6 protein-coding genes are annotated in these 13073 nt (G+C 74.4%); 1 reads left to right on the top strand and 5 read right to left on the bottom strand.

The features are described from left to right. Nucleotides 1-6 precede the first annotated feature (6 nt). Genes CYQ11_RS18140 through CYQ11_RS18130 form a run of 3 tightly spaced genes read right to left on the bottom strand, consistent with a single transcriptional unit; the run spans nucleotide 7 to nucleotide 6206 of the window. Entirely contained in the window at nucleotides 7-1605 is a 1599-nt protein-coding gene (locus CYQ11_RS18140; RefSeq protein WP_099201769.1) for an acyl-CoA carboxylase subunit beta, read from the bottom strand. Next, complete coding sequence (locus CYQ11_RS18135) at nucleotides 1602-3293, bottom strand: acyclic terpene utilization AtuA family protein (protein WP_099201770.1); 1692 nt, start codon at nucleotides 3291-3293, stop codon at nucleotides 1602-1604. Before CYQ11_RS18135 ends, CYQ11_RS18140 begins: the two co-directional genes overlap by 4 nt. Before the next feature lie 48 nt (nucleotides 3294-3341). After that, nucleotides 3342-6206: an FAD-binding and (Fe-S)-binding domain-containing protein gene (locus CYQ11_RS18130; RefSeq protein WP_099201771.1), complete on the bottom strand. Its 2865-nt coding sequence runs from the start codon at nucleotides 6204-6206 to the stop codon at nucleotides 3342-3344. Between the two features lie 102 nt (nucleotides 6207-6308). On the opposite strand from CYQ11_RS18130, the gene serC reads away from it, so the two are divergent. After that, complete coding sequence (gene serC, locus CYQ11_RS18125; RefSeq protein WP_099201772.1) at nucleotides 6309-7427, top strand: phosphoserine transaminase; 1119 nt, start codon at nucleotides 6309-6311, stop codon at nucleotides 7425-7427. Nucleotides 7428-7484: 57 nt separating this feature from the next. Here the strand turns inward: serC and CYQ11_RS18120 are convergent, their stop codons facing one another. Then, nucleotides 7485-8540 carry a TolB-like translocation protein gene (locus tag CYQ11_RS18120; RefSeq protein WP_099201773.1) on the bottom strand — a complete coding sequence of 352 codons (1056 nt, stop codon included), beginning with the start codon at nucleotides 8538-8540 and terminating at the stop codon, nucleotides 7485-7487. A 326-nt stretch (nucleotides 8541-8866) separates the two neighbouring features. Further along, a complete protein-coding gene (locus tag CYQ11_RS18115) occupies nucleotides 8867-12772 on the bottom strand; it encodes an nSTAND1 domain-containing NTPase (RefSeq protein WP_099201774.1) in 3906 nt (1301 codons plus the stop codon). Nucleotides 12773-13073 lie beyond the last annotated feature (301 nt).

Below are 13073 nucleotides of genomic sequence, written 5' to 3'. Positions count from 1 at the left end.
CAGCCCTCACATCCGGAAGACGCCGAACCCGCCCCTGGTGCCCTCCACCGGCGCGGTGTGGACGGCGGACAGGCACATCCCGAGCACCGTCCGCGTGTCGCGCGGGTCGATGACCCCGTCGTCGTACAGCCGCCCGGACAGGAACGCCGGCAGCGACTCCGCCTCGATCTGCTGCTCGACCATCGCGCGCAGCCCGGCGTCGGCCTCCTCGTCGTAGGGCCGGCCCTTCGCGGCCGCCGACGCCCGCGCGACGATCGACAGGACGCCGGCGAGCTGCTGAGGGCCCATGACGGCGGACTTCGCGCTCGGCCAGGCGAAGAGGAAGCGCGGGTCGAAGGCCCGCCCGCACATGCCGTAGTGCCCGGCACCGTAGGAGGCGCCCATGAGCACGGACAGGTGCGGGACCCGCGAGTTCGCCACCGCGTTGATCATCATGGCGCCGTGCTTGACGATGCCGCCCTGTTCGTAGTCGCGGCCGACCATGTAGCCGGTGGTGTGGTGCAGGAACAGCAGGGGGATGTCGCGCTGGTTGGCGAGCTGGATGAACTGGGCGGCCTTCTGGGACTCGGCGCTGAACAACACCCCCCGGGCGTTGGCGAGGACGCCCACGGGATAGCCGTGCAGGCGCGCCCAGCCGGTGACCAGGCTCGGCCCGTACAACGGCTTGAACTCGTCGAAGTCCGAACCGTCGACGACGCGGGCGAGCACCTCGCGCGGGTCGAAGGGCACTTTGAGGTCGCCGGGCACGACGCCGAGGAGTTCCTCCGGGTCGTACAGCGGGTCCGCGAAAGGGCCCGGCGCGGGGTGCGCCTTGCGCCAGTTGAGCCGGGCGACGACGCGCCGGGCCTGGCGCAGCGCGTCCGGCTCGTCGACGGCGAAGTGGTCCGCGAGGCCCGACACGCGCGCGTGCATGGCGGCGCCGCCCAGCGACTCGTCGTCGCTCTCCTCCCCGGTGGCCATCTTCACCAGCGGCGGGCCGCCGAGGAAGACCTTGGCCCGCTCCTTGACCATGACGACGTGGTCGGACATGCCGGGGACGTACGCGCCGCCCGCCGTCGAGTTGCCGAAGACGACGGCCACCGTGGGGATCCCTGCGGCCGACAGCCGGGTGAGGTCCCTGAAGAGCCCGCCGCCGGGGATGAAGACCTCCTTCTGGCCGGGCAGGTCGGCGCCGCCGGACTCGACGAGCGAGACGACGGGCAGGCGGTTGGCGAAGGCGATCTCGTTGGCGCGCAGGGCCTTCTTCAGCGTCCAGGGATTGCTGGCGCCGCCCCGCACCGTCGGGTCGTTGGCGGTCACCACGCACTCAACGCCCTCGACGACGCCGACGCCGGTCACGAGGGAGGCGCCGACGGGGTACTCGCTGCCCCACGCGGCCAGCGGGGACAGTTCCAGGAACGGGGTGTCGGGGTCCAGGAGCAGTTCGACACGCTCGCGGGCCGTCAGCTTGCCGCGCGCCCGGTGCCGGGCGGTGTACCTCTCCCCGCCTCCGGCCACCGCCTTGGCGTGCTCGGCCTCGATCGCGGCCAGCTTGTCGAGCATCGCGGCCCGGTTGGCGGCGTACCCGGGGCCGGCCGTGTCGAGCGCGGACGCCAGGACGGTCACAGCAGGACCTCCGGTATCTCCAGGTGGCGGGCGCGCAGCCATTCGCCGACGGCCTTGGCCTGGGGGTCGAAGCGGGACTGGGAGGCGACGCCCTCGCCGAGCAGCCCGTCGACGACGAAGTTCAGCGCCCGCAGGTTCGGCAGCACGTGCCGTTCGACGCGGTAGCCGACCGTCTCGGGCAGCAACTGCCGGAACCGGTCGACGGTCAGGGCGTGCGCGAGCCACCGCCAGGCGTCGTCGTCGCGCACCCACACCCCCACGTTGGCGTCGCCGCCCTTGTCGCCGCTGCGCGCCCCGGCGACCAGCCCGAGCGGGGCACTGCGCACCGGCCCGGCCGGCAGCGGCTCCGGCAGCACGGGCCGGGGCGGCGGCGCGGCCGTCCCCCGCACCGGGGGCGCCGGGAGCACCGGCACCCGGTTGCCGCACGGCAGCACCGCCACGTGCCGCACGGCGTCCGCGTCGACGTACGCCGCCTCGAACACCCCGTACTGCGTGCCCTTCCCGGGCGCCGCCGTCACGTGGAAGCCGGGGTAGCTGGCCAGGGCCAGTTCCACGCAGGCGGCGTTGACGGCGCGCCCCACCTCCGGGTCGCGGTCGCGCACCACCAGCCTCAGCAGCGCGCTCGCCTCCTCCTGGACGGGCGCGTCGGCCCGGTCGGTGCGGGCGAGGGTCCACCGCACCTCGGCCGGCCGGTGGGTGGCGAGGACGCCGTCGAGCTGGGCGCGCACGAGCCGGGCCTTGGCCTCGACGTCGAGGCCGGTCAGCACGAAGACGACCTCGTGCCGCCAGCCCCCGGGCCGGGTGAGCCCGACCTTGAGGGTCGCCGGCGGTGCCTCGCCGCGTACTCCGCTGATCCGCACCCGGTCGGGGCCGTCGGGCGTGAGCCGCACCGAGTCCAGCCGGGCCGTCACGTCCGGCCCGAGGTAGCGGGCGCCCGCCGTCTCGTACAGCAGCTGCGCGGTGACGGTGGAGACGGTGACGGCGCCGCCGGTGCCGGGGTGCTTGGTGATGACGGCCGAGCCGTCGGGGTGGATCTCGGCGATCGGGAAGCCGGGGTGGCGCACGTCGTGCTCGCCGAAGAAGGCGTAGTTGCCGCCCGTGGCCTGGGTGCCGCACTCCAGGACGTGCCCGGCGACGACCGCTCCCGCCAGCGGGTCCAGGTCGTCCGCCCGCCAGCCGAAGTGCGCGGCGGCGGGCCCGGAGACGAGCGCCGCGTCGGTGACGCGGCCCGTGACGACCACGTCCGCGCCCGCCCGCAGGCACTCGGCGATGCCGGCGCCGCCGAGGTAGGCGTTGGCGGTGAGGGTGCCGGGCGCCCAGGTGCCCTCGCCGATCAGGTCGTCGCCGGTGACGTGGGCGACGCGGGCGCGGATCCCCAGGCGGTCGGCGAGTTCGGTGATGCGCTCGGCGAGCCCGGCCGGGTTCAGCCCCCCGGCGTTGGTGACGATCTTCACGCCGCGGTCGGTCGCCAGGCCCAGCCCCTCCTCCAACTGGCCCAGGAACGTGCGGGCGTAGCCGCGACCGGGGTCCTTCAGCCGGTCCCGGCCGAGGATCAGCATGGTCAGCTCGGCCAGGTAGTCACCCGTCAGGACGTCGAGAGGGCCGCCGGTGAGCATCTCGCGCAGCGCGTCGAAGCGGTCGCCGTAGAAGCCTGAGGCGTTGCCGATTCGGAGTAAGGGCACGGGCATGCCACCGGAGGGTGACAGCGCCCGGAGAAACAAGCAAGCGTGCTTGCATTATTTTCGGCCGGGCGGCGCCGGGTCGTTCCTCTCCCGCAGCGCCTGGGCCAGCACTTCGGCGAGGTGCCGGGCGCGCACGCCGGCGAGCTGGCCGATCTGGGTGCGGCAGGAGAAGCCGTCGGCGAGGATCTCGGCGCCCTCCGGCGCCTGCCGCAGGGACGGCAGCAGCTGCTCCTCGGCGCACGCCCGGGACACCTCCTCGTGGCCCCGCGTGAAGCCGAAGTCGCCGGCCAGGCCGCAGCAGCCGCCGCTGAGCGGCCCGGTCAGCCCGGCCTTCTCCCGCAGGCGCCGCTCGGCGGCGTCGCCGAGCACCGCGTGCTGGTGGCAGTGCGTCTGCCCGGCGACGGGCCGGCCGACGCGCGGCGGCGTCCAGTGGGGCGCGTACTCCTCGACGGTCCGCGCGAAGGTGCGGACGGCGGCGGCGAGTCGGGCGGCGCGCGGGTCGTCGGGCAGCAGCTCCGGCAGGTCGGTGCGCAGGGCGGCCGTACAGCTCGGCTCCAGGCCGACGACGGGCAGGCCTGCCGCGAGGGCGGGGGCCATGACGTCGAGGGTGCGGCGCAGGACGGCGCGGGCGCGGGTGAGCTGCCCGGTCGAGACCCAGGTGAGCCCGCAGCAGACGGGCCGGGGCGGCACGATCACGCGCAGTCCCGCGTCCTCCAGGACGGCGACGGCGGCCCGGCCGGTCTCCGGGGAGAGATGGGTGGTGAGCGTGTCGGGCCACAGCACGACGGGCACACCGTCCCCGGCCGGCCGCCCGGGCCCGCGGGCCCGCCACCAGCGGGTGAACGGCTCGCCGGGCAGCTCGGGGATCGTCCGGTCCGCGGCCAGGCCGCCCAGCCGCTTGGCGAGCGCGGCGAGGGGGGTGCGGGCGGCGGCGTTGAGCACGGGCGCGGCCCGCACCGCCGCCGCGGCCCGCAGCCACAGCGGCAGCCATCCCAGCGCGTAGTGGGCGGCGGGCCGCACCCGGCCGGCGTAGTGGTGGTGCAGGAACTCCGCCTTGTAGGTGGCCATGTCGACCCCCACCGGGCAGTCGCTGCGGCACCCCTTGCAGGCCAGGCACAGGTCCAGGGCCTCGCGCACCTCCTGCGAGCGCCATCCGCCGGTCACGACCTCACCGGCGAGCATCTCGTGCAGCAGCCGGGCCCGGCCGCGCGTGGAGTGCCGTTCCTCGCCGGTGACCCGGTACGACGGGCACATCACGCCCGTGTCCACCGTCGTCTGACGGCACTTGGCGACGCCGACGCAGCGCCGCACCGCCGCGCCGAAGTCCCCGCCGTCGTCGCGGTAGCCGAACTCCACGTCGACCGGCTTCCCGGGCAGGACGGCGAAGCGCAGGTTCGCGTCGAGGGGGTAGGGGCGGACGACCATCCCGGGGTTCAGACCGCCGAGCGGGTCCCACAGGTCCTTGAAGCGTTCGAAGAGCGCGACGGCCTGCGGCCCGTACATGCGCGGAAGCAGCTCCGCCCGCGCCTGTCCGTCACCGTGCTCGCCGGACAGCGAACCGCCGTGCGCGACCACCAGGTCGGCCATGTCGCCGGAGAACCGCCGGTAGCGGCGCACGCCTTCGGACGTCAGCAGGTCGACGTCGAGGCGTACGTGCACACAGCCGTCGCCGAAGTGCCCGTAGGGCGCACCCCGCAGTCCGTAGCGGCCCAGCAGGGCCCGGAAGTCGCGCAGGTACGCCCCGAGGCGCTCCGGCGGGACCGCGCAGTCCTCCCAGCCGGGCCACGCCTCGCCGCCGTCGGGCAGCCGCGTGGCGAAGCCGGCCGCGTCCTCCCGTACGCGCCACAGGGCGCGCTGGGCGCCGGGCTCGGTGAGCACCAGGTGGCCGGTGGGGCCGCCGTCGCGGGCCGCGCGGACGAGTGCCGCGGCCCGGTCCGCCGCCTCGGCCGGCGTGGCGCCGCCGACCTCGGCGAACAGCCAGGCGCCGCCCTCGGGGAGCCCGGCGACGCGGCCCACCAGGTCGGTGGCCATGCCCTCGACCGTCAACGGCCCGTGCGGCAGCAGCGACGGGGCGGCGTCGGCCGCCGCGCCCTCGTCGGGGTAGCCGAGCACGACCAGCGCCCGGGCGGGGGGCGCCTCGACGAGGCGGACGGTCGCCTCGGTGACCACCCCGAGGGTGCCCTCGCCGCCGGTGAACGCCCGGGCCACGTCCGTGCCCCGTTCGGGGAGGAGGGCGTCCAGGGCGTAGCCGGAGATGCGGCGCGGCAGGCGGGGGAAGCGGGTGCGCAGGAGGGCGAGGTTCTCCGCGGTGAGGGCGCGCAGCCCGTCGGCGAGGCGCGGCGGCAGGCCCTCGGTGCCCCGGGACAGACGTGCGTGCTCGCCGCCGTACGTGAGGACCTCGAGCGCGCACACGTTGTCGGCCGTGGTCCCCCAGGCCACGGAGTGGGAGCCGCAGGCGTTGTTCCCGATCATCCCGCCGAGCGTGCACCGCCCGTGCGTGGAGGGGTCCGGCCCGAACGTCAGCCCGTGCGCGGCGGCCGCCGCGCGCAGCCCGTCCAGCACCAGTCCCGGCTGGACGACGGCCGTGTGCGCTTCCGGGTCGACGCGCACGAGGGTGTTCATGTGCCGGGTGAAGTCGAGGACGACGCCCTCCCCCGTGGCCTGCCCGGCCACCGAGGTGCCGCCGCCGCGGGGCACCACCGGCACCCCGTGCGCGCGGCAGACGGCGAGGGCCGCCGCGACGTCGTCGGCGTCGCGCGGGGCGACGACGCCGAGGGGGACGCGGCGGTAGTTCGAGGCGTCCATGGTCACCAGGGCACGGCTCCCGGCGTCGAAGGCGACCTCGCCGCGGACCACCGGGCGCAGGGCGCGCGCCAGGGCCCGGCTCAGGTCCCCGTCCCGTCGTTCGTGATCGGCCATGGGCCCATCGTCCACCGCGACGGGGGGAAGAGGTGGACGTCGACGTCTCACAGAGTGAAATCCGCTGGCCGGATACCGGCGGTCAGGCACTAGGCTGCGGCCGTGGCTGAGATCCGGATCCCCGCTGACATCAAGCCCGCCGACGGTCGTTTCGGCGCTGGCCCGTCCAAGGTGCGTACGGAAGCGCTCGACGCGCTGGCCGCCACCGGCACCTCCCTGCTGGGCACCTCACACCGGCAGGCACCGGTGAAGAACCTGGTCGGCAGGGTGCGCGAGGGAGTGCGGGAGCTCTTCTCCCTGCCCGACGGATATGAGGTGGTCCTCGGCAACGGCGGCTCCACCGCCTTCTGGGACATCGCCACCCACGGCCTGATCGCGTCGAAGTCCCAGCACCTGTCCTTCGGCGAGTTCTCCTCGAAGTTCGCCACGGCCGCGAAGCTCGCGCCCTGGCTGGCCGAGCCCACCGTGATCGCCTCCGAGCCCGGCACCCACCCCGAGCCGCGGGCCGAAGCGGGCGTCGACGTCTACGCCCTCACCCACAACGAGACCTCCACCGGTGTCGCCGCCCCGCTGCGCCGCGTCCCCGGAGCCGACGAGGACGCGCTGGTGCTGGTCGACGCCACCTCCGGTGCCGGCGGACTGCCCGTCGACATCGCCGAGACCGACGTCTACTACTTCGCCCCGCAGAAGTCCTTCGCCGCCGACGGCGGCCTGTGGCTGGCCGCCTTCTCCCCCGCCGCCCTGGAACGCGCCGCCCGCGTCCACGCCTCCGGCCGTCACGTCCCCGCGTTCTTCTCCCTGCCGACCGCCATCGACAACTCCCTGAAGAACCAGACCTACAACACCCCCGCCCTGAGCACCCTCTTCCTCCTCAACGAACAGCTGGAGTGGCTGAACGGGCAGGGCGGCCTCGACTGGGCGGTCCGCCGCACCGCCACCTCCGCGCGGGCGCTCTACGGCTGGGCCGAGGCGTCCAAGCACGCCGAGCCGTTCGTCACGGACCCCGCCAAGCGTTCCCAGGTCATCGGCACCATCGACTTCACCGACGACGTCGACGCGGCCGCGATCGCCAAGGCGCTGCGCGCCAACGGCATCGTCGACACCGAGCCCTACCGGAAGCTGGGCCGCAACCAGCTGCGGGTGGCGATGTTCCCGGCGATCGACCCGGCGGACGTGGAGGCGCTGACGGCCTGCGTGGACTACGTCATCGAGCGCCTGTAGGAAACAGGGACGTGCAGGAGACGGGACCTGTGGGAAGCGGGGAGGAGGGACGGAAGCCTAACCGGTCTTCTTCCCCCGCAGCAGTCGGCGCAGCGCGACGATCAGGGCGGTGACCACCGCGATCAGGCCGGCTCCCACGGCGAGGTCGGGGTCACGGTCGTGGCCGCCCCCGCCGTCGTCCCCGCTGGCGGCCTGGTCCCCGCCCCTGCCGGACCGGCCGGCGCCCTTGTCCCCCTCGGGGGCGCTGTCGGGCAGGAGTTCACCGGTCAGCTTGACGGGCGTCACGCGGCTGCGGGCGCCCTCGCTCCCGTACATCAGGTACCGCCCGTCGAGGGTGAACGTCACCGACTCGCCCTGTCGCTGGAGGGGCACGGTCGGCCGCCCGAGCTCCTTGACGGGACGGCCGTCCTTCCAGAGGTACTCGCGGGCCTCGAAGTAGCTGCGGACGACAAGCCGTGTGCCGTCGGGGGAGAACGCGGCGTCCGTGGCCCAGGTGTTGATGTCGGCCACCCGCCGGAAGGTGTTCACGCCGGAGGCGGAGAGGGTCTCGGGCGCCTCGTACAGCGCGCCCTTGCCGGATTTCTTCTTGCTGACGATGTACACCCGCCCGGTCTTGGGGTGCACCATCAGCGACTCGGCGTCACGGGGGCCGTCGTCGTAGCGCACGGTGTAGCGGGTGGGGGTGACGGTGATCTCGCCCTTGAGTTCCTTGGGTTCGGCGAAGCGGTAGATCCACACCTCGGGCCACGTGCCGCCGAGGTTGTCACCGGTGTCGCCGAGGTAGAGGTTCCCGTCGGGCCCGAGGGAGATCGCCTCGACGTCCCGCGGGTCGACGCCTTCGAGGGTGACCCTGGCGACGGTGCGCCCGGTGCGGCTGTCGACGGCGAAGACGTACGCGCCGTCGCCGCTGTCGTTGTGCGTCCAGTAGATCCCGGGGTGCGCGCGGCTGGCGGCGAGCCCGCTGGACTCCTTGACGCGGGCGTCCTCGATGGTGAACGCGGAGGGGGTGTCGGCGGCGGTGCCCTCGTCGGCGACGGCGGGCACGGCGACGGACATCGCGATCAGGGCGGCGGCGATTCCGGAGCCGGCAAGACCAGGAAGACACGGGCGCATGGCCCAAGCCTGCCATCTCCCCCGGGGATTCGGGTGCAACGGCCACTCGTGTGCGCCGAAGCACAGGCGACGGGCCGGGGTGGTTCCTCCGGCTTGCGGCCCGGGGCGTTGCCTCCGGCCCGCAGCCGGGGACGGCGACGCACGGATCCGTCGCCGGGTCGTTCGACGCGGCCCGCCGGTGCGCGGCCGAACGGTCACCGGGCGCGGGGAGAGACACCCGGCTCCCCCGGCCCCCGGCACCGAGGCGCGCCCGTCGGCGCGCATGGCGGCGGGGGCCTCGGCCGGTGCGGTGAGGGGAGACCGGCACCGGCCCGGCCGGGGTGCGGCTATCGGCCGGCCCCCGGGCACCCCTTGGCGGGCCACTGGTGGGTGGCGCTGATCTGGCAGATCCGGGTGGCCACGGCGTCCGCGTCGAGTTCCCACAGCCGTACGGTCCGGTCCGCGCTCGTGGTGGCCAGGGTGTGGCCGTCAGGAGCGAACGCCACGGAGGTGACGTCACCCTCGTGGCCCGTCAGCGTCGCCTCCGTCCGGCGCCCGGTGGTGTCCCAGAGCCGCACGGTCCGGTCGGCGCCGCCGCTGGCCAGGGTCCGGCCGTCCGGGCTGAACGCCAGGGCCCGCACCTCGCCGGTGTGGCCGGTGAGCGTGGTGACGGGCCTGTGGGTGGCGGCGTCCCACAGCCGGATGTCCCCGTCGGCCCCGGCCGTGGCGAGCAGCCGGCCGTCGTGACTGAAGGCGACCGCCCAGGTGGTGGCGTTCTGCCCGCGCAGGACCGTGGTGGTCCGGCGCGCGGGGACGTCCCACAGCCGCACGGATCCGTTGTAGTTGCCGCTGGCCAGGGTCCGGCCGTCCGGGCTGAACGCCACCGTGGCCGCGCTGTCGGTGTCACCGATGATGGTGTCCACGAGCCGGCGGGAGCGCGTGTCCCACAGCCGGGTGGTGTGGTCGGCCCCCGCCGCCGCCAGGAGCTGCCCGTCGGGGCTGAACGCCACGCCGAGGACGGCCTGGCCGTGCCCCGTGAAGACGGCGTCCTCCGCGAAGGTCGAGAGATTCCACTGCCGTACGGTCCGGTCGGCGGAGCCGCTGGCCAGTGTCCGGCCGTCCGGTGCGAACGCCAGCTGCGTGACGGCGGCGGAATGACCGGTCAGCGTCACGATGGGCTGGTCGTCGGCGAGGTTCCACAGCGTCACCAGACCGTCGGTGTCGCCGACCGCCAGCGTCCGGCCGTCGGGCGAGACGACGGCCGACGTCGGGGGCGTCGTCCCGTTGGGGAAGGTGGCGACGGCCTGCCCGGAGGAGACGTCCCAGATCCTGGTCCCGTCCGCCCGTCCCGCCTGCCCGCCGGCGGTGGGCGGGAGGGAGCCGCGGGAGGAGAGCAGGGCGGTGGCGAGGTGACGGCCGTCCGGCGAGAAGGCCAGGGCCTGGACGGGTTGTCCGATGCGCAGCGTGGTGGTGGACTCCCCCGTGGCCGGGTCCCACAGGCGCACCGTGCCGTCGTAGGAGGCGGTGGCCAGCCGGCGGTCCGTGGGGGAGAAGGCGAGGTCCATCACCTGGTCGGTGTGACCGGTGAGAACGGCCAGCGGGCGGTTCGTCGCGGTCTCCCACAGCATCGTGGTCCGGTCCGCGCTCGCGGTGGCCAGGATCCGGTCGTCCGCGGAGAAGGCCACGGCCATGACGGAGTCGGAGTGGCCCGTGAGGGTGCCCGTCTCCTTGCGCGTGGCGGTGTCCCACAGCTTGACCGTGTGGTCGTTGCAGACGGTGGCCAGCGTCCGGCCGTCGGCCGAGAAGGCGGCTCCCATGACCTGTTGGGTGTGGCCGCTGAGGGTGGCCGTGAGCTGGTGCGTGACGGTGTCCCACAGCTTGACGTCCCTGTCGTGGCCGGCCGTGACCAGGGTCCCGCCGTCGCGGCTGAAGACGACGGTCAGGACGGCGCCCCGGTGCCCCGCAAGCGTGGCGATCACCGTGTTCGTCGGCAGGTGCCACAGCTTCGCGCTGCCGTCCTCCCCTCCGCTGGCGAGGACCTTGCCGTCGGGCGAGAAGGCCAGGGCGTCGACGCCCCGGGTGTGCCCGCGCAAGGTGGTGATCAGGCGCTTCGAGGTGACGTTCCACAGCTTGACCGTGTGGTCGTCGCTCGCGGTCGCCAGCGTCCGGCCGTCGGGCGAGTAGGCGACGGCGTTGACGGGCTTGTCGTGGCCGGTGAACTCGTTCGCCCGGTAACGCGCGTAGGCGCTGATGATGCTCCCGCGCGCCTGGCCGGTGTGCGCCTGCCGGTAGGCGCTGAGCGCGGAGAGCGTCGCCGCCTCGGGCGCGTCGCGGTTGAGCAGGTCGGCCCGGGCGGACAGTTCGCGGGACGCCGCCATGCGGCGCTGTTCCTCGGCCGACCGCTTCTCCACGAAGGCGGACGTGCCCGCCACGAGCGTGAGCACGAGCAGGGTGGCGAGCCCGGAAACCAGCAGCCGCAGCCGCTTCACACGGTCACGGTCCCTGCGTTCCTCGGTGGCCTCAAGCTCGGCGCTCGCTTCGAGAAACCGCCGGACGACGGCCGGCAGGGCGATGGCGGGGCCGGGGTCGCCCTGCCGGTCCCGGGCCGCGGACAGACGGTTCCCCCGGTACAGCATGCTGGGGTCGCGCCCGCTCTGGTCCCACAACGCGGCGGCCTCGGCGAGGAGCTGGTGGGCGTGGAGGTCGGCCCGGTCCTCGTCGATCCACTGGCGCAGCCGGGGCCAGGCGTGCAGCAGGACCTCGTGGGCCAGCCCCACGTGGTCGGTGTCCGCCGTCAGCATGCGCGCCTGGATGAACACCCCCAGGACGGCCTCGACGGCCTCCCGTGTGGTGCCGCCCTCCAGGAGGTTCGAACGGGCGGCCCGGCGGCTGGCCTCGTGGTCCTCGCCGATGCGGACGAGCTGGAGCAGCACGCGGCGGGCGATGGGACGCAGTTCCGCGGGCAGCGAGACGTAGGCCTGTTCCGCGGTGGCGGCGACGGCCTCGCAGATGCCCCCGGTCCGCTGGTAGCCCGCGACCGTCAGGGCCGTGCCCTCACGGTGCTGCCAGGTGCCCAGGAGCGCGTGCGAGAGGAAGGGCAGCACGCTGGTCCGGGAGGGGTTTCCGGCCGCCTCGCCCGTCGGTGCCCGGCCGAGGTCGCGGCACAGCACCTCGACGAGCCCGGGCCCGACCGTCAGCCCGGCCGCCCGGGCCGGACCCACGATGACCTCGCGCAACGCGGCGTCGCTCAGGGGACCCAGTGCGACGTGACCGTCCTGGAGCGAGGAGGCCAGTCCGGGGAAGGCCAGACAGCGGTCGTAGAAGTCGGCCCGCATGCCCAGGACGACCACGGCGGTGGGCAGCCCGTCGTCCTCCGGCGCCGGGGGCTCGGTCAGGGCGGTCAGCGTCTCGATGAACGACGACCGCTCGGCGGCGTCCTGGCAGAGGGTGAAGACCTCCTCGAACTGGTCGACTATGACGACGACCGCGGCCGTGCGCGGGGCGGCGGCGGGAGTTTCCGCCGGCCCGGTGTGCTCCGTCTCCGGTTCCGGGGCTCGGGCGAACCGCTCGGTCACTTCCGCCCGCACCATCGCCGCGAGTTCCCCGGGCCCCCGCTGGAGGGACTTCTCAAGTGCCCGCCGGCTCGCCCCGGTCGTCGCGGCCAGCTGTTCCAGGAGTGCCGCCACGGGTTGTTCCCCGGGCGTGAAGAGGCTCACCGGCCAGTTCCGCGATCCGTCGACGGGCAGAACCCCCCGGCGCAGCGCCGTGATCAGTCCGGCTCGCAGGAGGGACGACTTTCCCGCGCCGGAGGGAGCGGTGAGCACGAGGGGGCCCGGACGGTGGAGATGCTGGGCGAGTCGGGACGCCAGGTGCGCGACGGTCTCCTCCCGCCCGAAATACCAGCGGGCGTCTTCCTGCTCGAACGGCGAGAGCCCTTGGTACGGGCACGCCTCATCGTCCTCCCGCCGCCGGGGCCTTTCACCGCCGGCGGTCGGATGGAGAACGATGCGTTCGAGTGCGCCGCCGGTTTCCAGCGCCTGATCGCAGGCGCGCGCGAGTTCCAGAGTCAGCGGCTTCTCACCGTTTTCGACCTTGCTCAGATATCCCTTGCTGTAGAACGCCGAGCGGGCGAGCTTGACCAGTGATACACCGCGTTCGCGACGTAACCGCCGTAGCTGCTCCCCGGCCGGGTCCGTGCCCGAGGGTGGCGCCCCGACGGTTGCGCCGTCGACGTCGCGGCGTCTGTCTTCCACTGATCGGTCCCCTCACGCTTTCCCGGGTGCCGGTCCACACCCCCGAAGATCCTTTCAGCGGGGGCCGGAAAGGATCAATCGCACTTCAGGTCGCAGTCCGGGGCTCGAAGACGGCCCCGGCAGGAAGCCGCGGGCTGCGGGCGCCCGCCGGCGGGCACTCGGCGAGACCGGCCACCGCGACGGACGTCCACGCAGGTCAGGGCCGGTTTCCCAGTCGCCCGCGCGGAGAGGAAACCGGGAAACGTCTCGACCGGCGGCCCCGGCTCGGGCTGGACTGTCCCTCGTCAGCCCCGGTCGGCGG

The organism is Streptomyces cinnamoneus, from assembly GCF_002939475.1.
GTDB classification, from domain to species: Bacteria; Actinomycetota; Actinomycetes; order Streptomycetales; family Streptomycetaceae; genus Streptomyces; species Streptomyces cinnamoneus_A.
This window is presented reverse-complemented; position numbering and strand designations above follow the sequence as displayed.

Coding starts and splice junctions, on each gene's coding strand:
- CYQ11_RS18120 (WP_099201773.1), bottom strand. CDS start 8,540: ATGCGCCCGTGTCTTCCTGGTCTTGCCGGCTCCGGAATCGCCGCCGCC.
- CYQ11_RS18130 (WP_099201771.1), bottom strand. CDS start 6,206: ATGGCCGATCACGAACGACGGGACGGGGACCTGAGCCGGGCCCTGGCG.
- CYQ11_RS18135 (WP_099201770.1), bottom strand. CDS start 3,293: ATGCCCGTGCCCTTACTCCGAATCGGCAACGCCTCAGGCTTCTACGGC.